Below are 18,444 nucleotides of genomic sequence, written 5' to 3'. Positions count from 1 at the left end.
AATAGTACGGACACGACTAATGAGCAGGGTATCATCATGAACAGCTTGAAGGTGCAATCAACCAGGATATTTATTATCCTCGCTATCATGATTGCTATGTCTGTATGGCAGTTTGATTTTATAAGGAGTGGTGTTGAGGCTAATCCGCCACTGAACTTCACCATTTTGGGTACTTTCCTCTTTGGTGTCATCCTTGTGGGACAGGCGCAGCTCACGCTTAGAAATGAATATCACGCATTTTATGCGCTTGTGGAAATGTATGATGACACTCGGCAAGCTGAGCAGAATCCTGATGCCCACATGGCTGCGAAATATGCAAGATGCAGACAGCTTGGTATTGTCTTCAAGAAACCACTCATTCTTGGCCAGTCTTATCAGTTGCTTTCAGAGCAGTTGCTGAAAGACAAGGAATTGCAGATCTCTGCATCAACCATGCAGACACTTCTGGCAGGTATTGACGAAAGATTGAATGATGTACGCGCACTGATTGGCTATATTTCCGGCATTCTCGTTTTCCTTGGCCTGATCGGTACATTCGTTGGTCTCATGGTTACGCTGGCATCTGTCGGTGATATTCTTGGTGGCCTGGATCTCACGGCCGGTGACCCAACGACTGTGGTTGCAGGTTTGATGACAAGCCTACAGAAGCCACTCGGCGGGATGGCCACGGGCTTTTCATCTTCGTTGTTTGGTCTCGTAACATCGCTGGTTCTGAGCCTTATGTTGCAGCTTTTGGTGAAGACTGGCGGCGCTTTGAAATCAGATTTTTCTGACTGGTTGTCGAATGCAGTGGAAATTCATGAAGGCATGGAGCGTGCTGATAATGCGGGAGGCTACCCGGCACAGATCGAGGAGCGTCGTCTCGCATTGTTGATGCGCACAGCCCGGCATTGTGTAAACATGACTAATGCCCAGAGCAGGGCGATCCGTGAATTAACGCGCACAGTCGATAAGCTCGTTATAGAGGCAAATGATAACCGCCAAATGACAACTGAAATGACTGGCTCTTTGAGGACACTGTCTGATCAAAGTAAAGTTGTGCATACGGCGCTTGCCAGATCTATTGAGGCATTTCATCAGGTTTCGCATACAACTGATTTGCGTAATGAGTTGACCGAATTAACAGCACTTATTGCGGCCGAACAATCTGAGAAAGAAGACCAGAATTCAAAGATTCTGCGCCTCATGTACAAAAAGATGCATACGCCTCAACCGGTAGAACCAGCCTCAGATTTAGAACAGCAAGGTGCTGAGCTGTCTAAGGAACTGAAGGAAGATTCAGAGGAGCTCAATATAGCACAGCTCAAAAACATGCTTGGGGCGCTATACCGAAGTCAGAAAAAAGGTTCTGCTGCGGAGGGGGCTAAAGCAGCTGATCATACTACTGATATTCGAGCAACCGGATCGAGAGGTTAGTCATGCTGGAAGGGTTATTGAAAAAAAGAGCGCCAGAGGCAGAAAAACAAACATCACAAGTTGACCCTGTCGCTTATTCAAGTGCGAGCTATACACCGCCCTCGACCAAAGTATCTGCCAAGCTGGCTAAGAAGTTGCAAAAGGATGTGAAGCGTCACAAGGATCGTCGTCAGGCAGAACGTCATGAAAGTTTTGCGATTGCCCGCCTTAACTTCCCTAACCGTGGTTTCTCCCTGGACGGTGCCATAGTAGAAGTATCTCCCTTTGGACTGACATTCCGTCCGGCAACTCACTACCTCGAATGTCGCAAGGATTCTTCTATACAGATCGTATTCGAAGATATTCGCAAGAACGGTATTATTCGCTCAAGCAGGTTTGATGGCTATGGCATCCAGCTCCTAGATAAATTGACAAAAGAAGAGCTGGAGTTCATTTTTTCCACCAGTGACGAGAACCTGTATTTTGAAGCTTCATAACTTCAAAAGATATACTGTACGCTTCTCTAAAAAAGTCTGCTTAAGCAGACTTTTCCACGATCTGGTCAATCCGGCCAAAAATGGATTGTCCTGTATGATTCAGCATCTCGATCTCAACCCGGTCTCCGAATCTCATGAACGGGGTCGAGGGCTGGCCATGGTTGATTGTCTCAATCATCCGTATCTCTGCAATACAAGAGTATCCTGCTCCCCCCTCTGCGATAGGTTTGCCAGGTGTACCGTCTTCAAGTTTGTTTGAAACAGTACCAGAGCCAATGATCGTACCGGCCTCAAGGGGGCGTGTTCGGGCTGCGTGGGCAATAAGTTGGCCGAAGTTAAACGTCATATCGATGCCAGCATTTGCCTTGCCAAATGCGGTGCCATTGTAGGTTACCAGCAGCGGCAAGTGCAGTTTGCCATCTTTCCAGCTTTCACCAAGTTCGTCAGTTGTTACCGCGCAGGGGCTGAAAGCACTGGATGGTTTCGACTGGAAAAATCCAAAGCCTTTGCTCAACTCACCGGGTATTAAGCCCCGCAAGCTGACGTCATTTACCAGCATGACAAGTTTCACATGTGATAGCGCATCTTTAGCCGATACGCCCATTGGCACATCGTCTGTAATGATGGCAATTTCACCTTCCATATCAATGCCAAAGCCTTCGTCCTGAGGCATCTGAATATCTGCGCGGGGATCCAGAAAAGAATCGGAGCCGCCCTGATACATCAAGGGGTCAGTCCAGAAAGAGGCTGGCATTTCGGCACCGCGGGCTTTGCGCACGAGTTCAACGTGGTTCACATAAGCGGAGCCATCAGCCCATTGAAACGCACGCGGAAGAGGAGAGTGGCATCTGTCCTGCTCAAACTTCTCGCCTTCTGAAGGATTACCGTTGAGTTTGTCGGCAAGTTTCTGCAATTCAGGTACTGCGTCCTGCCAGTTATCAAGAGCCTGCTGCATCGTCCCGGCGACGTGGTCAGCAGCAAGGCAGCGGGTTAAATCGGTCGAGATAACATACAGGGCGCCGTCTCGTGTATCATTTTTCAGTGTGGAAAGCTTCATTGGGTTATATCATCCAGGCGTGTCGTTTAGTCATGATCTTCGCGGGCTGCTTCATGCAGCCATGCTGCATGCTGTGGGGCTTTCTTGGTTCTCGACCATTCTTCCAGCATGTCGCCCGCGACCCGGTTCAATTCTGTTAACTGATCCTCAGTACCAGTATCAGCTGCAACCTCCAAACGATGCCCGTTCGGATCAAAAAAGTAGATGGACTTGAATATCCCGTGATTGGTTGGCCCAAGCACGTCCAGGCCCATCGCTTCCAGATGTTTCTTCATGGTCAGCAGGTCATCAAGAGATGCTGTGCGCAGTGCGATGTGCTGCACCCATTCAGGCGTGTTCAGATCCCGGCCCATTTCAGGCTGCTGCGGTAATTCAAAAAATGCGAGGACATTATTGTTCCCGACTTTCAGGAAAACATGCATATACGGATCATAGGCGCCAGTAGAAGGCACATGGTCCTCAGCAAAGGCAATGTCGAATTCCGCGCCAAGCGCTTTTTCGTAGAATTCGACAGTCTCCCTCGCATCCTTGCACCGATAGGCAACGTGGTGAAAACCATCAAGCTTTGGCAGGGTCATGATGCGGCCTTTTCTTCAACGCTCAAAACGCCGCGATTGATCTGGTCGCGCTCTATGGACTCGAACAGGGCTTTGAAGTTGCCTTCGCCAAATCCGTCATCGCCCTTGCGCTGAATAAATTCGAAGAAAACCGGACCGAGCTGTGTTTCAGAGAAAATCTGCAACAACAGACGGGGCTTTCCGCCTTCCGTTGTACCGTCCAGCAGGATGCCACGGGATTTCAAGGCGTCAGTATCTTCGCCGTGATCTGGCAGCCGCTCGGACAGCATTTCGTAATATGTTTCCGGCGGGGCTGTCATGAAAGGAATGCCGCATGCCTTGAGGTTGTCCCAGCAGGCCACAAGATCATCACAAGAGAACGCGATATGCTGTATGCCTTCGCCATTGAAGTCACGCAGGAATTCCTCGATCTGGCCTTTCCCGCCTTCACCTTCTTCGTTCAGCGGGATACGGATTTTTCCATCAGGTGCTGTCAGGGCTTTTGATGTGAGGCCGGTATATTCACCTTTGATGTCGAAAAACCGGATTTCCTTGAAGTTGAACAACTTCTCATAGAAGTCGGCCCAGTACGCCATGCGGCCTGTATATACATTGTGTGTAAGGTGATCGATGACGTTGAAACCCGCTCCTTTTGGCTGGCGCTCAACCCCTTCGAGATACTCAAAATCTATGTCATAAATGTCTGGGCCATTATCAGTATAACGATCGATCAGATAGATGATTGCGTTACCGATACCGCGAATGGCAGGAAGACACAGTTCCATCGGCCCTGTCTTAACCTCAACTGGCTCTGCACCTTGCTTGATCAGATAGTCGTAAGCCTGCTTTGCATCGCGAACCCTGAATCCCATACCGCAGGCCGAGGGGCCGTGCTCTCTGGAAAAGAACCATGCAGCAGAACGTGGCTCGTAGTTTGTGATCAGATTTATGCCGCCCTGGCGCCATAACGTCACATCCTTGGAGCGATGGCGTGCAACTTCTGTAAAGCCCATGGATTCAAACACACCCTCGAGAATACCTTTCTCGGGGCTCGAAAATTCAATGAACTCAAACCCGTCAAGGCCTGCCGGATTTTCGAAAAGGTCAGCCATGATATTCTCCCAAGGATAAATTTTGTTGCAATTCAAACAAGTTGTGATAACAACTAATTATTGTTCCCCTTGCTGTCAAGTGTATTATGGAAGCCATCAAACTTGAGACCTTTTTGCCGTATCAGCTGGTATTGCTGGCGGACCAGATTTCCCAGAGAACATCTGTCATTGCGCGAGAGCAGAGCAATCTCAACCTCTCTCAATGGAGGGTTATGGCAGCTATTGCGGATCAACCCGGGGCAAGTGCACAGCGTATTGTTTCTGTCACGCCCATGGATAAAGGTATCGTCAGCAGGGCGGTTAAGTCCCTGATCGATCAGGGGCTTGTTTTGAGAAAATCGTCTCATACAGATGGCCGCATTGGTCACTTGCACCTTTCTGAAAAGGGGGAGCGTCTGTATTCAAGCATTTCAGGGCAGGTACAGAATTTTGCTTCAAGGCTTGAAGAGGGCCTGTCGCGGGAGGAGCGCGACGCATTTGTGATCATGCTGCAAAAGTTATCTACCACATTTTGACAAGGCTGAGATTGCCCTTCATGCTACTCTCAAAAAGGGGAGTGCCTGGATATGAAGAACACATTACTTACATGCTTCATGGTTGCGATGTTGTCTGCCTGCACATCTATATCAGAGTCCGTAACGGTAGCTGAACCATCCCCCACAAGAGCTGAAATAACGATGGGCGATGGCAGCGATAACTGGATCAAGACAAAAGGTGCGACGCGCAACGGCTCAACGTTCATTTTCCCGGAAGTCAAGATAGACGGGAATGGATGGCTGGTGATGCATCCGTTTACGGACGGTAAGCCTAATGGCAAAATATATGTTGGGCACACTTACATTAAAGACGGACTGAACACGAATATCAGCATTTCAGTTGATCCTGAACCCGTCTCTGGTGAGATGTTTATCGTCATGCTTCACCGCGATGTTGAAGAAGACCGGATCTTCGATTTCGTATTTGTCGACGAGTATCACGTCGAAGACAGAGCCGTTTTTGAAGGCACCAAAATGATCGCGCACGCCTACCAGGCGCCGTGATCAGGCTTCCTGTTCTGCAATGAATTTTTCCGCTTCAAGGGCGGCCATGCATCCCATGCCTGCAGCAGTTACTGCCTGACGGTAGGTTTCGTCTGTAACGTCACCTGCGGCAAAAATCCCGGGGATATTGGTTGCGGTAGAGTCAGGTGCCGTGATGACATATCCGTTTTGTTTCATGTCGACTTTTCCTGAAAAAACTTCCGTGGCAGGGGCATGGCCAATGGCAACGAAAAAGCCATGCACCGGGAGTTCAGTTCTTTCACCATTTTTCAAATTCTTAAGCCGCAGTGCCGTAACACCCAAGGGGTCTTCCGTGCCAAGAACTTCCTCAACTTCGTTATCCCATATCACTTCGATCTTCTCGTGATTAAGTAGCCTGTTCTGCAAAATGCGCTCAGCCCTGAGGCTGTCGCGGCGGTGAATGAGAGTCACTTTTGACGCGAAGTTGGTCAGGAACAGTGCTTCTTCAACGGCTGTATTGCCGCCACCAACAACGGCAACTTCCTTGCCCCGATAGAAAAATCCATCACAGGTAGCACAGGCCGAAACGCCGAAGCCCTGAAATTTCTGTTCGGATGGCAGGCCGAGCCATTTGGCCTGAGCGCCAGTCGCAATCACGACACTATCGGCTGTATATGTGGTGCCGCTGTCACCGGTCAGCCGGAAAGGACGAGCTGTAAAGTCCACGTCAGTTATAATGTCAGATATCATCTCCGTGCCGACATGCAGTGCCTGCTTTTCCATCTGCTCCATCAACCATGGTCCCTGTATCACATCAGCAAATCCGGGGTAGTTTTCCACGTCTGTGGTGATTGTCAGCTGCCCGCCGGGTTGCAGACCTTTGATCAGCACAGGCTCAAGCATGGCGCGGGCGGCATAAATGGCTGCTGTGTACCCGGCAGCCCCTGAGCCGATGATAAGGACTTTGGCGTGTTTGCTTGCGGCATTGTCTGACATGATGGCTGAACTTTCGTTCTGTTTTTCTGAAGGCGCATATGTACTGCTTGCTGATGCCGGTTCAAGAGGGGGCAGCATGTCATTCCCCAACCATCGGCTCACGATTTCGCGCGCGGCGCGATCTGTTTCGCGTAAAGGTTCATAGGTCCAGCTTTCCAGCGGAAGAGACACGAGCCTGACAATCTCTTTCTCCTGAAGGTCGCGATGAAAGCGCGCAAATTTTTCACTGCCACCTGACATTGGCAGAAGTGAGACTGGTTTGCCAGTGAAAGCTGCATCGGTGATCATGTTAGTGCTTTCTTCTGTAACCAGAATATGGTCGGCGATCCCGAGGAAAGCGAAATATGGATTGGCCAGATGGCCGAGCGGAGTGCCGTCCCATAGGAAAATGTTTTTCCCCTCAAGCCGTAATCGAAGCTGGCGTATATTTGCTGCGCCTGTGCGGCGCGATGTCGTGACCAGAATGGTTGACCCATTTTCCGACAATCGTTCGATCGTGTCGATGATATTATTGAGATGTTTTCTGTCGAGCCGATATGCCTTGCTGTCACCACCGATAAGAACAGAAATAACCGGCCGATCTTCCAGGGATAACAGGGTGCGTAGCTGTTCTGCTTCGGCAGTGATTTTTGCGCTATCAAGCCGGTTCGGCGCGCCATGTATGGGAAATACATTCTCCGCATCCAATGCATCGTGATAGGGAGGGACGACAAGGTCAAAGTTTCTGGCCGGATGACGTGGATCCTGTGTCTGGACGACAAAGCTGTGTCCTGATCTTTTGGCGGCAATGGACAGGGGGATGGTCAGCCGGCCGCACGCTATCCAGAGATCAGGCATCGTATCAGCAACAGCCGTGTTCGCAAATTCAGCGTCATCGCCATTCTGGTCTGTTACAGATGCCACCTTGCCAAAAGGATTTTGTCCCCATGTCCAGGCAGGCAGAAATTTCCATGGCCATTTCACGTCAATGCGCTTGATGCAAATTTCCAGCGGAAAGGTGCGCCCTATCGCTTCGGCAAGCCCGAGTGCCTGGTTCTCCATACCGGCGCGACCATCACTGATGACCCAGCATTTTTTTTTGGCATCATTTTGCATTCGGGCTGCTTATCAGCAAATGCTGGTCTTGGCCAAATTTTAGCGATAGCTTTGAAAGCGGGTTTACCCTTGTCTGTTAATCTGGGGCGTATGTGTAAAACGATCAAAACTAGTCTTGTTTCAGCGTTGATTATCCTTGCTATGGCGGGCTGTGCGAGCACTGACAGCAATGCTGTCGCGCCTAAATTTTCAACACCGGTTGACGGTAAAGTCTATTCAGGGTTTTCCCTTACCAAAGACAGACTTGGCGGGCAGGGGGGGCGTATTCATCATGGCATAGACATCCCCGCGCCGACCGGGACGCCTGTCAGGGCGGCTGCGTCAGGGCATGTCCGCGTTGTTGGCCGCCAGAGTGGCTATGGGAACATCATCATTATCGACCATAGTGAGGACTGGCAGACGCGGTATGCACACCTGTCTGAGTTTTTTGTCTCTGAAGGAGCGATGGTTTCTGCCGGCTCGACGATCGGTCTGGTCGGGCAGACAGGCAATGCCACCGGTCCGCATCTGCACTTCGAAATACGGGATAAAGGACAACCCATTGACCCGGAAAAATTCCTGTACTGAGGAATTTTGCTTACCCTATTTGAATGCCACGCCAATAACTTCGTATGAACGTGACCCGCCTGGCGCAGCAACTTCCGCGCTATCGCCTTCTTCCTTACCGATTAGCGCGCGGGCAATCGGTGAGGATATGGAAATCCTGCCCATGTCGAGATCAGCTTCGAAGTCGCTGACGATCTGGTAGGTCTTCTCCTCGTCTGTATCCTCATCGGCGATTGTGACTGTAGCGCCAAAAACCACTTTTTCCCCTGAAAGTTTGGTGACATCGATGACCTGCGCACGGGTATACTTGTCCTCAAGCTCCATGATCTGGCCTTCAATCCAGCCCTGACGCTCCTTGGCGGAATGGTACTCAGCGTTCTCTGAAAGATCACCATGCGCCCGCGCTTCAGCTATGGCTTCAATAATTGCAGGGCGCTCGACAGACTTCAGATGCTTGATATCTGCTTCAAGTTTTTCGTATCCCTGCTTGGTGATAGGGAATTTATCCATGTCTGCTGCTTTCTCTCGTCTGGTGTGTCATTTTTTTGCGTGTCCGGTGAAACGAACACAAATACCCGCATCAACGATGCGGGCTTGAACTTCTCTTGTAATCAGGATCACTGATAATAAGCCTGCAGGGGCAAAACTTCAAGTACCTCTTTTTGCAGAACTTCCAAGGCACGCACGGTCGCACGGGCGCCAGACATTGTCGTGATGCAGGGAATTTTCTGCTGCAGGGCTGTCGTTCTGATGGAGCGTGAATCCGAAACGGATTGCGCTGTTTCCGTCGTGTTAAAAATCATCTGGACTTCGCCGTTCTTAAGAGCATCGACGATATGCGGCCGCCCTTCCAGCACTTTATTGACGCGCTTTACCGCCAACCCCTGTTCACTGAGGAAGTCTTGTGTGCCGCCTGTTGCAATCAGGGTGTATCCAAGATCGATCAGTCGCTGGGCAGGCTCGATCAGCATATGTTTGTCAGAATCTTTTACGGAGACAAACACGCAGCCTTCCAGAGGTGTTTTTACGCCGGCACCAATCATGCTTTTGGCTCTGGCGCGATCGAAATCGCGGTCTATTCCCATCACTTCGCCTGTGGAGCGCATTTCCGGGCCTAGTACAGTGTCCACGCCGGGAAATTTCGAGAATGGGAAGACGACTTCTTTCACGGCGACGTGTTTATAGGTCTGCTCTTTGATGACGAATTCGCTGAGCTTTGCGCCTGCCATCAAGCGGGCGCCAATACGGGCAACCGGTAGGCCAATGGCTTTCGCGACAAATGGTACGGTGCGTGACGCGCGTGGGTTTACTTCGAGGATATAGATTGTTTCACCCTTGATCGCATACTGAACATTCATCAATCCGACCACCCCAAGTGCTTTGGCAAGTTCTTTTGTTTGACGTTTCAGCTCTTCAATCGTCTCATCACTGAGCGTATAGGGGGGTAGTGAGCAGGCACTGTCGCCTGAATGCACGCCAGCTTCTTCAATATGCTCCATGACCCCGGCGATGATCACATCCTGCCCATCAGAGAGCGCGTCCACATCAACTTCAACAGCATTCTGAAGATACTGATCCAGCAACAATGGCAGCTTGGGGGTAATCTCGATATCTGCATTTTTCAGATAGCGTTCCAGATCAACAGGCCCGCGTACAATCTCCATGGCCCGCCCGCCTAAAACGAAGGAGGGGCGCGTCACAAGAGGATATCCAACCTCAGCCGCTATTTCTGTCGCGATGGTCCTGTCGCCAGCGGTGGCGTTTTTGGGCTGGTTCAGTCCCAGAGATTGCACAAGCGTCTTGAATTGTTCTCTGTCCTCAGCGAGGTCGATTGCGTCTACGCTCGTACCCAGAATGGGCACGCCAGCACGATCCAGCCCCGCGGCCAGTTTGAGTGGGGTCTGCCCTCCATACTGTACAATAACACCTTCCAGGGTGCCTTTCTTCTGCTCCACATGGATCAATTCTAAAACGTCTTCTTCTGTCAGAGGTTCAAAATACAGCCTGTCGGATGTATCATAATCTGTAGACACCGTTTCCGGGTTACAGTTGACCATAATCGAGTCTATGCCTGCATCAGCAAGTGCAAATGCGGCATGGCAGCAGCAATAATCAAATTCTATGCCTTGCCCAATCCGGTTTGGACCGCCCCCAAGGATGATCGCCTTGCGCGTCTCTTCCGGTTGGCTCTCACATAATGCATGCTCCCCGCTGACGGGCTCATAGGTCGAATACATGTAAGGTGTTTTTGCAGCAAACTCTGCCGCACAGGTATCAATTCTCTTGTAGACAGGGTGAACGTCCAGATTGTGTCGGTGCTGGCGTACATCCTCCTCGGTGCCATCGCATAATTGTGCAAGACGTTTATCAGAAAAGCCCATGGCTTTTAGCTGTCGCAGGCTTTGCGCGTCTGTCGGTAAACCGCGTAACGCAACGCGCTCCTCTGCATCAACAATCCCCTGGATCTGGTCGAGAAACCATGGGTCATAATTAGTGATGATCCGGACCTGTTCTATCGGCAAGCCAAGGCGGAAGGCTTCAGCCGTCACTCTCAGACGCTCGGGCGTGGGGGCTGCAAGGGCCGCACGTACAGCGTTTACGTCATCATCGCCGCCGATGCCTTCAATGGCGATAGGGTCAAGGCCGCATAAGCCTGTTTCAAGGGAGCGCAGCGCTTTTTGCAGGGATTCCTGAAAGGTGCGGCCAATGGCCATGGCTTCGCCAACCGATTTCATCGCGGTAGTCAGGAGCGGCTTGGCGCCGGGAAACTTCTCGAAGGTGAAGCGCGGAATTTTAGTGACAACATAGTCAATGGATGGCTCAAAGCTTGCTGGCGTTGCACCTGTTATATCATTGTCCAGCTCATCCAGCGTGTACCCGACAGCCAGCTTTGCAGCGATTTTGGCAATCGGAAAGCCGGTTGCCTTGGAGGCAAGCGCTGACGAGCGAGATACGCGCGGGTTCATCTCGATGACGACCAACCTGCCATCTTCAGGGTTCACCGCGAATTGTACATTTGACCCGCCGGTCTCAACACCAATTTCGCGCAATACGGCAATAGAGGCGTTGCGCATGATCTGATATTCTTTGTCCGTCAGTGTCATTGCTGGTGCGACGGTGATTGAATCGCCGGTGTGCACGCCCATCGGATCAACATTTTCGATTGAACATACGATGATGCAGTTATCCGCCTTGTCGCGAACAACCTCCATCTCATATTCTTTCCACCCGAGCAGACTTTCATCGATCAGGATCTGTCCGACTGGAGAAGCATCGATCCCGGCACGGATAATATGCTCGTACTCTTCCCTGTTATAGGCCACGCCGCCGCCGGTGCCACCAAGTGTAAAGGCGGGCCGGATAATGGCCGGAAGGCCAATTTCATCAATATAGCGAATGGCTTCCGCCACAGCACCAGCCCGGTCATAGCCGGTGACAGTACCGTTTTCATCAAGCACCGGTCTGGCGGAAACCGTCGTGGCACGCGGATTTTCGAGACCGATGGAGTCCATTGCCTTGCGAAAGCGTTCTCGATTCTCTGCCTTGTCGATTGCGTCGGCCCGAGCGCCAATCATCTCCACACCGTATTTCTCGAAAACACCGGCTTGCTCAAGGTCCAGCGCACAATTCAGGGCGGTCTGCCCGCCCATGGTGGGCAGCACGGCATCCGGGCGTTCGCGTGCAATGATTTTCTCCACAAACTCCGGTGTAATAGGCTCCACATAAGTTGCATCAGCCAGTTCCGGGTCTGTCATGATCGTCGCCGGGTTGGAGTTGACGAGAATGATCCGGTATCCTTCCGCCTTGAGAGCCTTGCAGGCCTGAACGCCGGAATAATCGAACTCGCAGGCTTGACCGATCACAATAGGACCGGCCCCGATAATGAGGATGGAGGAAATGTCTGTTCTTCTGGGCATGAATTGACCTGATTTCGCGCAAATTGCGGCAGGTTTAGTCAGCCACAGGCGAGTCTTCAAGCGCTAATAACGCTGATGACAGATACCAGGCTTTAACTGCCAGCAAGAACATGATCTGCGACAAAAGGATTGCTCTTTCGCTCGGCCCCGAAAGTGGACATTGGGCCGTGGCCCGGCACGAAGCGCATGTCGTCGCCAAGCGGCCAGAGTTTTTCCACAATGGAGCGGATCAGTGCCGGCGGATCACTCATGGGAAAGTCCGTGCGTCCGATGGAGCCTTGAAAGATGACATCCCCGACCAGGGCGATTTTCACCGACTGGTTGTAGAAAACAACATGGCCAGGCGTATGGCCGGGTGTTGTCACCACGCCGAATTCATTGCCATCAAGTTCAACAATATCGCCATCTTCCAGCCAGCGATCAGGGGTGACGTTGCGATTGTCGCCCGGGAACCCATACTGGGCCGCGAACGTCTCGATCTGATCGAGCCAGAAAGTTTCTGGTTTGGCTGGCCCTTCAATGGTAGCCCCTGTGCGCTCCTTGAGGTCCATCGTGGCACCGGCATGATCAAGATGCCCGTGAGTCAGCCATATTTTCTCTATGGTAGCGTCCATCTGTTCGGCCGCAGAAAGCAATTTTTCCGGCTCACCACCGGGATCAACAATCGCAGCTTTGCCGGAGGCGGCACGAATAATCGAACAATTTTGCTGGAATGCCGTGACGGGCACAATTTGTATCTGGAACGGTGGTGTTTGCGTATCGGTCATGGGGCTCACATAAAAGCTGCCAGCAACTTTTCCAAGTAGTCTGTCAGCGGCGATTGGAAGACTCGCTTTTGCTGATCTATATATGCTATTCTTGAACGACTCGTCAGAGTGAATGTTCTCACGGGAGAGTTCGCACGACATATTTGTGCGGCGCCGAAGGAGCAACCGCCCCGGAATCTCTCAGGCACCAGGGACCGTGAAACATACTGAAGGCTGGAAAAGGGCTTGAAGCCCTACCGACGGAGCAAGCGGACCTGTGTCAGGTCTGGCGGAAACTCTCAGGTCTCACCGACAGCCGGGGCAGCGCGATTAGAGGCGCAACCCAGAGGTGAGGCTGTATGTCTGAAGAAAAGACAGATTTGAAAAAACTGCCCCTGCATGACCTTCATGTGGAGTTGGGCGGCAGGATGGTACCCTTTGCAGGCTATGAAATGCCCGTGCAGTACCCGCTTGGTGTCATGAAAGAGCATCTGCATGTGCGCGAGAAGGCTGGCCTTTTTGATGTATCGCATATGGGGCAGTGCTTCCTGAAAACCCGGGAAGTCGAGCATGGAAGCGCTGAAGCACATAAGAAAGTAGCCGCGGCCATCGAAACGCTTGTGCCGGGTGAAATTGCCAAACTCAAGGAAGGCCGGATTCGTTACTCCCTGCTGCTGAACGATATGGGCGGCATAGAAGACGATTTGATGATCACCCATATGCCCGGCGATAATTATCAGGGCTGGCTATATCTGGTGGTGAATGCTGCCGTGAAAGAGCAGGATTTTGCACTGCTGAAAGAGAAACTTGGCGACCGGGCCGAGCTTGATGTCAAAACCGATCTTGCTCTTTTGGCGCTGCAGGGGCCCAAGGCAGCAGATATTCTTGTCTCGCTTGGCGTTGATGTGGCGGAAATGCCCTTCATGTCAGCAAATGTTGCCCAGATGGATGACATCTGGTTTTTCATCAGTCGCTGCGGGTATACGGGTGAGGACGGTTTTGAAATATCCGTACACGATCATCAGGCAGAGGCTGTCGCGCGCAAACTTTTGGCGCATCAAGATGTTGAAGCGATTGGACTTGGCGCGCGGGACAGCCTGCGGCTGGAAGCCGGTCTGTGTCTTTACGGCCATGACATGACTGCAAAAGAAACCCCCGTAGAGGCAAATCTCACATTTGCGCTTGGCAAACGGCGGCGCGCCGAAGGGGGCTTCCCCGGCGCAGACCGCATTCTCTCACAACTCTCAGCAAAGCCGGAAAAAATGCGTGTGGGGATCAAACCCTCTGGCCGCGCGCCAGCGCGTGAGGGGACAGAAATTCAAAACATGGATGGCGTCAGGATCGGTGAAATCACATCAGGTGGTTTTGGGCCTACCTTTGAAGCGCCAGTTGCCATGGGGTATGTGGATATTGACCATGCTGATGTTGGGGCGGCGGTGCAGTTGATGATCCGTGGCAAGGCAGTACCTGCCGAAGTGGCAGAAATGCCCTTTGTCCCCCAGCGTTATTATCGAGGTAAGTAAGGGAAGCGAGGATTATAAATCATGACACTGAAATTTACAGAAGACCATGAATGGGTAAAGCTTGAAGGTGATACTGCAACTGTTGGCATCACCCCCCATGCCGCCGAACAGCTTGGCGATGTTGTGTTTGTAGAACTGCCGGACAAAGGAAAGGCCTTTAGCCAGAATGACGACATGGCGGTGGTTGAATCCGTTAAGGCGGCATCTGATGTTTATGCACCGATTTCAGGAGAAATTCTCGAGGTGAATAACGATATTGTGGATGCACCTGAGAAAGTGAATGAAGACCCGGCAGGGGCGGCCTGGTTCGTGAAAATCAAGCCATCTGACGTATCTGAGCTGGACAAGCTGATGGATGAAGCGGCGTATAAAGAATTTATTGGATAACCTGTTGAAGCCTGCGCGGTAACGGGCTGGAGTAATTGTTATGAGATATTTGCCATTAAACGAGATTGACAGGGCGCAGATGCGTGAGGTCATCGGTGTCACCGACATTGATGAGCTGTTTGCGGATGTGCCAGGCGAAACGCTGAACCCGACACTCGATCTGCCGGATCACCAGGGCGAGTTGCAGGTTGAATCACTCCTGGGCGAGATTGCAGCAAAAAACCGTGCAGCCGGCGCAGGACCGTTTTTTGTCGGGGCAGGGGCCTACAAACATCATGTGCCTGCGACAGTGGACCATATCATTCAGCGCTCGGAATTCCTCACGTCCTACACACCCTATCAACCAGAAATTGCGCAAGGCACGCTGCAATATCTGTTTGAATTCCAGACGCAAGTAGCTGCGCTCACTGGAATGGATGTGGCGAATGCCTCCATGTATGATGGCTCGACGGCCTGTGCTGAAGCGGCCCTTATGGCAAAGCGTATCACCAAGCGTGGGCGCGTCATCATGTCTGGCGGACTTCATCCGCACTACGCCTCGGTGACCCGCACCAATTCGGAACTGATCGGGGATGAAGTCGTTCTGGCACATGCCACGCCAGACGGGAAAGGCGAGATCCTTGACCTGATTGACGATGACACGTCCTGCGTCATTGTTCAGACGCCGGATATTTTTGGAAATGTGCGTGACCTCACACCGATCGCAAAAGCAGCGCATGATAAGGGTGCTTTGCTGGTTGCGGTGGTCACTGAAGTTGTGTCGCTGGGCGCATTGAGAAGCCCCGGCGAGATGGGGGCGGATATCGTAGTTGCAGAAGGCCAGTCTATTGGTGTGAGCCTGAATTATGGCGGGCCTTATGTGGGGCTCTTTGCCACGCGTCAGAAATATGTACGCCAGATGCCTGGGCGCCTTTGCGGCGAGACAACGGATGCTGCCGGGCAGCGCGGGTTCGTGCTGACATTGTCAACGCGTGAGCAACATATTCGTCGGGACAAGGCAACGTCGAATATATGCACCAATTCCGGCCTGTGCGCGTTGGCCTTCACGGTGCATATGAGCCTTCTGGGCGGGGCGGGCTTGCGTCAGTTGGCGACATTGAACCACGAAACGGCCTGTGCTGCTGCCGATACGCTGTCTGCAATACCCGGTGTGGAACTGGTCAATACGTCCTTTTTCAATGAGTTTACACTGCGACTGCCGCGCAATGCGGAAGACGTGGTTGAAGAGCTTGCCGCGAAGAACATTCTTGCAGGTGTGCCTGGTGGTCGTCTGTGGCCGGAGGAAGAGGATAAATCTGATCTGCTGATCGTCGCCGCTACGGAATATGTCACCCCTGCTTATATAGAAGCTTTTGCGACGGCCTTGAAGGAGGTGTTGTAATGTCCATGAATAACCAGGGTCGTCCCACCCGTCCGGAGACTGACGAGATGACTGAAACAGCTACCTTCACGGGCAACCGCGCCCTGCAGATCGAGGAGCCTCTGATCTTTGAAGCGGGAGACATGCAAGGCACTGGCGTTGACCTGCCTGCGCCAAAGGGTATCAAAAATCGTCTTGGTGGCTTGGCGCGTCAGGACAATATTGGCTTGCCTGGTCTCGCTGAGCCTGAAGCAATGCGCCATTTTGTCCGCCTCAGTCAGAAAAACTATGCCATCGACATGGGACCATTTCCGCTTGGCTCCTGCACAATGAAGCATAATCCGCGCCTTAATGAAAAAATGGCACGGCTGCCCGGTTTTGGGGACATTCACCCCCTTCAACCAGTGTCGACTGTACAGGGCGCGCTGGAGTTGATTGATACACTGGCGACCTGGCTCAAAGAGATGACAGGGATGCCTGCCGTGGCCATGTCACCAAAAGCCGGCGCGCATGGCGAATTATGCGGCATGATGGCGATCAAGGCCGCGCTTGAAGCACGCGGAGAGGCCGCAACCCGCATTCGTGTGCTGGCACCTGAATCCGCACACGGCACAAATCCGGCAACAGCCGCCCAGTGTGGCTTCAAGGTTGACTCTATCCCGGCTGACAAGACGGGCCGCGTAGACCTTGAGGCATTCCGCGAAAAGCTGGGGCCTGATGTCGCTGGCATTATGGTCACCAACCCGAATACGTGCGGGCTCTTTGAGCGGGACATTCGCGCTATCGCAGATGCTGTGCATGAGGCCGGTGGCTATTTCTATTGTGATGGCGCCAACTTTAACGCCATCACCGGCAAGGTGCGCCCGGGAGATCTGGGCATTGATGCCATGCATATCAATCTGCACAAAACCTTTTCTACCCCGCATGGCGGTGGTGGTCCCGGTTCAGGCCCGACAGTCCTGTCAGCGGCGCTGGCCCCATTTGCTCCCATTCCATATGTCGTGTCCGGTCAGGATGGATTTGAGCTGGTCGAAAAACGTGCACAGGATGAGGGGCAGAGTTTTGGGCGCATGACGGCGTTTCATGGCCAGATGGGCATGTTCGTCCGGGCACTGTCATATATGCTGAGCCACGGTGCAGATGGCCTGAAGCAGGCCGCAGAAGATGCTGTGCTCAATGCAAATTACGTTCTTGCTCGCCTGAAAGATGAAATGACACCGGCCTTTGAAGGGACGTGTATGCATGAGGCGTTGTTTGATGATCGCTTTCTGGCAGATACAGGTGTTGATACGCTCGATTTCGCCAAAGCGATGATTGATGAAGGATATCATCCAATGACGATGTATTTCCCGCTTGTTGTACATGGGGCGATGCTGATTGAGCCAACAGAATCTGAATCAAAACAGGAGCTTGACCGTTTTTGCGATGCGCTGCTGTCCCTGGCCAAATCGGCAAAAGCTGGAGAGACAGGCAAGTTCAAGGCTGCGCCCGTTCACGCGCCGCGTCGGCGGCTGGATGAAACAGGGGCTGCGCGCAAGCCTGTCTTGCGCTGGACAGCGCCAGAGGGCGACGCCGCAAGCCTTGCAGCTGAGTAGTGACTTTTACAATAGAGCCGGTCCGCAACGCCACAGATCTGAAAGTGGCGGCCCGGCTTTTCTGTGAGTACGCTGAGGATCTTGGCGAGGATCTCTGTTTTCAGGGTTTTGAGCAGGAACTGGCAACTCTTCCGGGGTGTTATGCACCGCCTGAAGGCGATATTTTTCTGGCAAAACTGGCTGATGGTACGCCGGCTGGCTGTGTGGCGTTCCGCCCCATGGCGGATGTGGCCATTTGTGAAATGAAGCGCATGTATGTGCCCCCGGCCGGCCGGGGGCAGGGTATAGGCAGGGCATTGGTCAAAAAGGTCCTCGCAGCTGCCCGTGCTGCAGGATATCACATCATGCGTCTGGACACTCTGCCGCGTCTGGAAGCGGCGCTGCATCTTTATGCAGACGCAGGGTTTTCCCAAACCAGTGCATATTACCAAAACCCGCTTCCCGGCGTGGTGTATTTGCAAAAGCAACTTTGAATTTGCTCGAAAACTCCCGAAAAACTAAGAATTAGGTGCTCATTTAAGCAAGGGTCTTGTCTGGAAAGGCCCGTTGACACGTAGATAAAGCGGGGATTTGGGGGAATCCTTCGCGAGAAGCTGTGAGGTTTCCTGATTTATTTCTATAGTAAATGTTTCGTTTTTCGAATGATTGCGCTATAGCGGC

17 protein-coding genes, 1 pseudogene and 1 riboswitch are annotated in these 18,444 nt (G+C 52.3%); of the genes and pseudogenes, 10 read left to right on the top strand and 8 right to left on the bottom strand.

Going from position 1 to position 18,444, the window contains the following annotated elements; translation table 11 throughout:
• The first annotated feature begins 36 nt into the window (after positions 1-36).
• Both RAL90_RS10855 and RAL90_RS10850 read left to right on the top strand, forming a co-directional pair.
• A complete protein-coding gene (locus tag RAL90_RS10855; protein ID WP_306250501.1) occupies positions 37-1,416 on the top strand; it encodes a hypothetical protein in 1,380 nt (459 codons plus the stop codon).
• Between the two features lie 2 nt (positions 1,417-1,418).
• Positions 1,419-1,892 carry a hypothetical protein gene (locus tag RAL90_RS10850; protein ID WP_306250499.1) on the top strand — a complete coding sequence of 158 codons (474 nt, stop codon included), beginning with the start codon at positions 1,419-1,421 and terminating at the stop codon, positions 1,890-1,892.
• 40 nt (positions 1,893-1,932) lie between these two features.
• On the opposite strand, the gene RAL90_RS10845 is transcribed toward RAL90_RS10850, so the two are convergent.
• Genes RAL90_RS10845 through hppD form a run of 3 tightly spaced genes read right to left on the bottom strand, consistent with a single transcriptional unit; the run spans position 1,933 to position 4,618 of the window.
• Positions 1,933-2,949, bottom strand: a complete 1,017-nt coding sequence (locus RAL90_RS10845) for a fumarylacetoacetate hydrolase family protein (RefSeq protein WP_306250498.1) — start codon at positions 2,947-2,949, stop codon at positions 1,933-1,935.
• 26 nt (positions 2,950-2,975) lie between these two features.
• Positions 2,976-3,527, bottom strand: coding sequence for a VOC family protein (locus RAL90_RS10840; protein WP_306250496.1), 552 nt, complete (start codon positions 3,525-3,527; stop codon positions 2,976-2,978).
• Positions 3,524-4,618 carry a 4-hydroxyphenylpyruvate dioxygenase gene (gene hppD / locus RAL90_RS10835; protein WP_306250494.1) on the bottom strand — a complete coding sequence of 365 codons (1,095 nt, stop codon included), beginning with the start codon at positions 4,616-4,618 and terminating at the stop codon, positions 3,524-3,526. Before hppD ends, RAL90_RS10840 begins: the two co-directional genes overlap by 4 nt.
• 86 nt (positions 4,619-4,704) lie before the next feature.
• Between hppD and RAL90_RS10830 the strand changes: the two genes are divergently transcribed.
• Together RAL90_RS10830 and RAL90_RS10825 are read left to right on the top strand one after the other, a co-directional pair.
• The gene (locus tag RAL90_RS10830; protein ID WP_306250492.1) at positions 4,705-5,133 is read left to right on the top strand and encodes a MarR family winged helix-turn-helix transcriptional regulator; all 429 of its coding nucleotides are present in this window, start codon (positions 4,705-4,707) and stop codon (positions 5,131-5,133) included.
• A gap of 51 nt (positions 5,134-5,184) precedes the next feature.
• Positions 5,185-5,658, top strand: a complete 474-nt coding sequence (locus RAL90_RS10825; RefSeq protein ID WP_306250489.1) for a hypothetical protein — start codon at positions 5,185-5,187, stop codon at positions 5,656-5,658.
• Here RAL90_RS10825 and trxB read toward each other — a convergent pair whose 3' ends face one another.
• Both trxB and RAL90_RS16360 read right to left on the bottom strand, forming a co-directional pair.
• Positions 5,659-6,615, bottom strand: a complete 957-nt coding sequence (trxB, locus tag RAL90_RS16365) for a thioredoxin-disulfide reductase (protein WP_372340470.1) — start codon at positions 6,613-6,615, stop codon at positions 5,659-5,661.
• A gap of 102 nt (positions 6,616-6,717) precedes the next feature.
• Positions 6,718-7,656 (bottom strand): annotated as a pseudogene (locus tag RAL90_RS16360) (mitochondrial fission ELM1 family protein); the annotation flags it as partial.
• Positions 7,657-7,800: 144 nt separating this feature from the next.
• Here RAL90_RS16360 and RAL90_RS10815 point away from each other — a divergent pair.
• Positions 7,801-8,277 (top strand): M23 family metallopeptidase, encoded by a 477-nt coding sequence (locus RAL90_RS10815; RefSeq protein WP_306250485.1) that lies wholly within the window; start codon positions 7,801-7,803, stop codon positions 8,275-8,277.
• A 15-nt stretch (positions 8,278-8,292) separates the two neighbouring features.
• Here the strand turns inward: RAL90_RS10815 and greA are convergent, their stop codons facing one another.
• The 3 genes from greA to RAL90_RS10800 form a co-directional block, all read right to left on the bottom strand.
• Positions 8,293-8,766, bottom strand: a complete 474-nt coding sequence (greA, locus tag RAL90_RS10810) for a transcription elongation factor GreA (protein WP_306250483.1) — start codon at positions 8,764-8,766, stop codon at positions 8,293-8,295.
• Positions 8,767-8,873: 107 nt separating this feature from the next.
• Positions 8,874-12,173, bottom strand: coding sequence for a carbamoyl-phosphate synthase large subunit (gene carB / locus RAL90_RS10805; protein WP_306250481.1), 3,300 nt, complete (start codon positions 12,171-12,173; stop codon positions 8,874-8,876).
• A gap of 92 nt (positions 12,174-12,265) precedes the next feature.
• Entirely contained in the window at positions 12,266-12,940 is a 675-nt protein-coding gene (locus tag RAL90_RS10800; RefSeq protein WP_306250480.1) for an MBL fold metallo-hydrolase, read from the bottom strand.
• A 111-nt stretch (positions 12,941-13,051) separates the two neighbouring features.
• Positions 13,052-13,147: riboswitch (glycine riboswitch) on the top strand.
• A 131-nt stretch (positions 13,148-13,278) separates the two neighbouring features.
• Between RAL90_RS10800 and gcvT the strand changes: the two genes are divergently transcribed.
• The 5 genes from gcvT to RAL90_RS10775 are packed head-to-tail and all read left to right on the top strand — an operon-like array spanning position 13,279 to position 18,257.
• The gene (gene gcvT, locus RAL90_RS10795; RefSeq protein ID WP_306250478.1) at positions 13,279-14,442 is read left to right on the top strand and encodes a glycine cleavage system aminomethyltransferase GcvT; all 1,164 of its coding nucleotides are present in this window, start codon (positions 13,279-13,281) and stop codon (positions 14,440-14,442) included.
• 27 nt (positions 14,443-14,469) lie between these two features.
• Positions 14,470-14,829, top strand: coding sequence for a glycine cleavage system protein GcvH (gcvH, locus tag RAL90_RS10790; RefSeq protein ID WP_372340469.1), 360 nt, complete (start codon positions 14,470-14,472; stop codon positions 14,827-14,829).
• Between the two features lie 40 nt (positions 14,830-14,869).
• Entirely contained in the window at positions 14,870-16,210 is a 1,341-nt protein-coding gene (gene gcvPA, locus RAL90_RS10785; RefSeq protein WP_306250474.1) for an aminomethyl-transferring glycine dehydrogenase subunit GcvPA, read from the top strand.
• Complete coding sequence (gcvPB, locus tag RAL90_RS10780; RefSeq protein WP_306250472.1) at positions 16,210-17,784, top strand: aminomethyl-transferring glycine dehydrogenase subunit GcvPB; 1,575 nt, start codon at positions 16,210-16,212, stop codon at positions 17,782-17,784. Before gcvPA ends, gcvPB begins: the two co-directional genes overlap by 1 nt.
• The gene (locus RAL90_RS10775) at positions 17,784-18,257 is read left to right on the top strand and encodes a GNAT family N-acetyltransferase (RefSeq protein ID WP_306250470.1); all 474 of its coding nucleotides are present in this window, start codon (positions 17,784-17,786) and stop codon (positions 18,255-18,257) included. Before gcvPB ends, RAL90_RS10775 begins: the two co-directional genes overlap by 1 nt.
• Positions 18,258-18,444: the final 187 nt, after the last annotated feature.

Origin of the sequence: Parvularcula sp. IMCC14364 (assembly GCF_030758415.1) — a bacterium.
Taxonomy (GTDB): Bacteria; Pseudomonadota; Alphaproteobacteria; order Caulobacterales; family Parvularculaceae; genus Aquisalinus.
Note: the sequence above shows the minus strand (reverse complement) of the source record. Positions and strands in the feature narration are given on the sequence as shown.

Coding starts and splice junctions, on each gene's coding strand:
- carB (WP_306250481.1), bottom strand. CDS start 12,173: ATGCCCAGAAGAACAGACATTTCCTCCATCCTCATTATCGGGGCCGGT.
- RAL90_RS10815 (WP_306250485.1), top strand. CDS start 7,801: ATGTGTAAAACGATCAAAACTAGTCTTGTTTCAGCGTTGATTATCCTT.
- RAL90_RS10855 (WP_306250501.1), top strand. CDS start 37: ATGAACAGCTTGAAGGTGCAATCAACCAGGATATTTATTATCCTCGCT.
- trxB (WP_372340470.1), bottom strand. CDS start 6,615: ATGTCAGACAATGCCGCAAGCAAACACGCCAAAGTCCTTATCATCGGC.
- greA (WP_306250483.1), bottom strand. CDS start 8,766: ATGGATAAATTCCCTATCACCAAGCAGGGATACGAAAAACTTGAAGCA.
- hppD (WP_306250494.1), bottom strand. CDS start 4,618: ATGGCTGACCTTTTCGAAAATCCGGCAGGCCTTGACGGGTTTGAGTTC.
- RAL90_RS10840 (WP_306250496.1), bottom strand. CDS start 3,527: ATGACCCTGCCAAAGCTTGATGGTTTTCACCACGTTGCCTATCGGTGC.
- gcvPA (WP_306250474.1), top strand. CDS start 14,870: ATGAGATATTTGCCATTAAACGAGATTGACAGGGCGCAGATGCGTGAG.
- RAL90_RS10850 (WP_306250499.1), top strand. CDS start 1,419: ATGCTGGAAGGGTTATTGAAAAAAAGAGCGCCAGAGGCAGAAAAACAA.
- RAL90_RS10845 (WP_306250498.1), bottom strand. CDS start 2,949: ATGAAGCTTTCCACACTGAAAAATGATACACGAGACGGCGCCCTGTAT.
- gcvT (WP_306250478.1), top strand. CDS start 13,279: ATGTCTGAAGAAAAGACAGATTTGAAAAAACTGCCCCTGCATGACCTT.
- RAL90_RS10825 (WP_306250489.1), top strand. CDS start 5,185: ATGAAGAACACATTACTTACATGCTTCATGGTTGCGATGTTGTCTGCC.
- RAL90_RS10800 (WP_306250480.1), bottom strand. CDS start 12,940: ATGACCGATACGCAAACACCACCGTTCCAGATACAAATTGTGCCCGTC.
- gcvPB (WP_306250472.1), top strand. CDS start 16,210: ATGTCCATGAATAACCAGGGTCGTCCCACCCGTCCGGAGACTGACGAG.
- RAL90_RS10830 (WP_306250492.1), top strand. CDS start 4,705: ATGGAAGCCATCAAACTTGAGACCTTTTTGCCGTATCAGCTGGTATTG.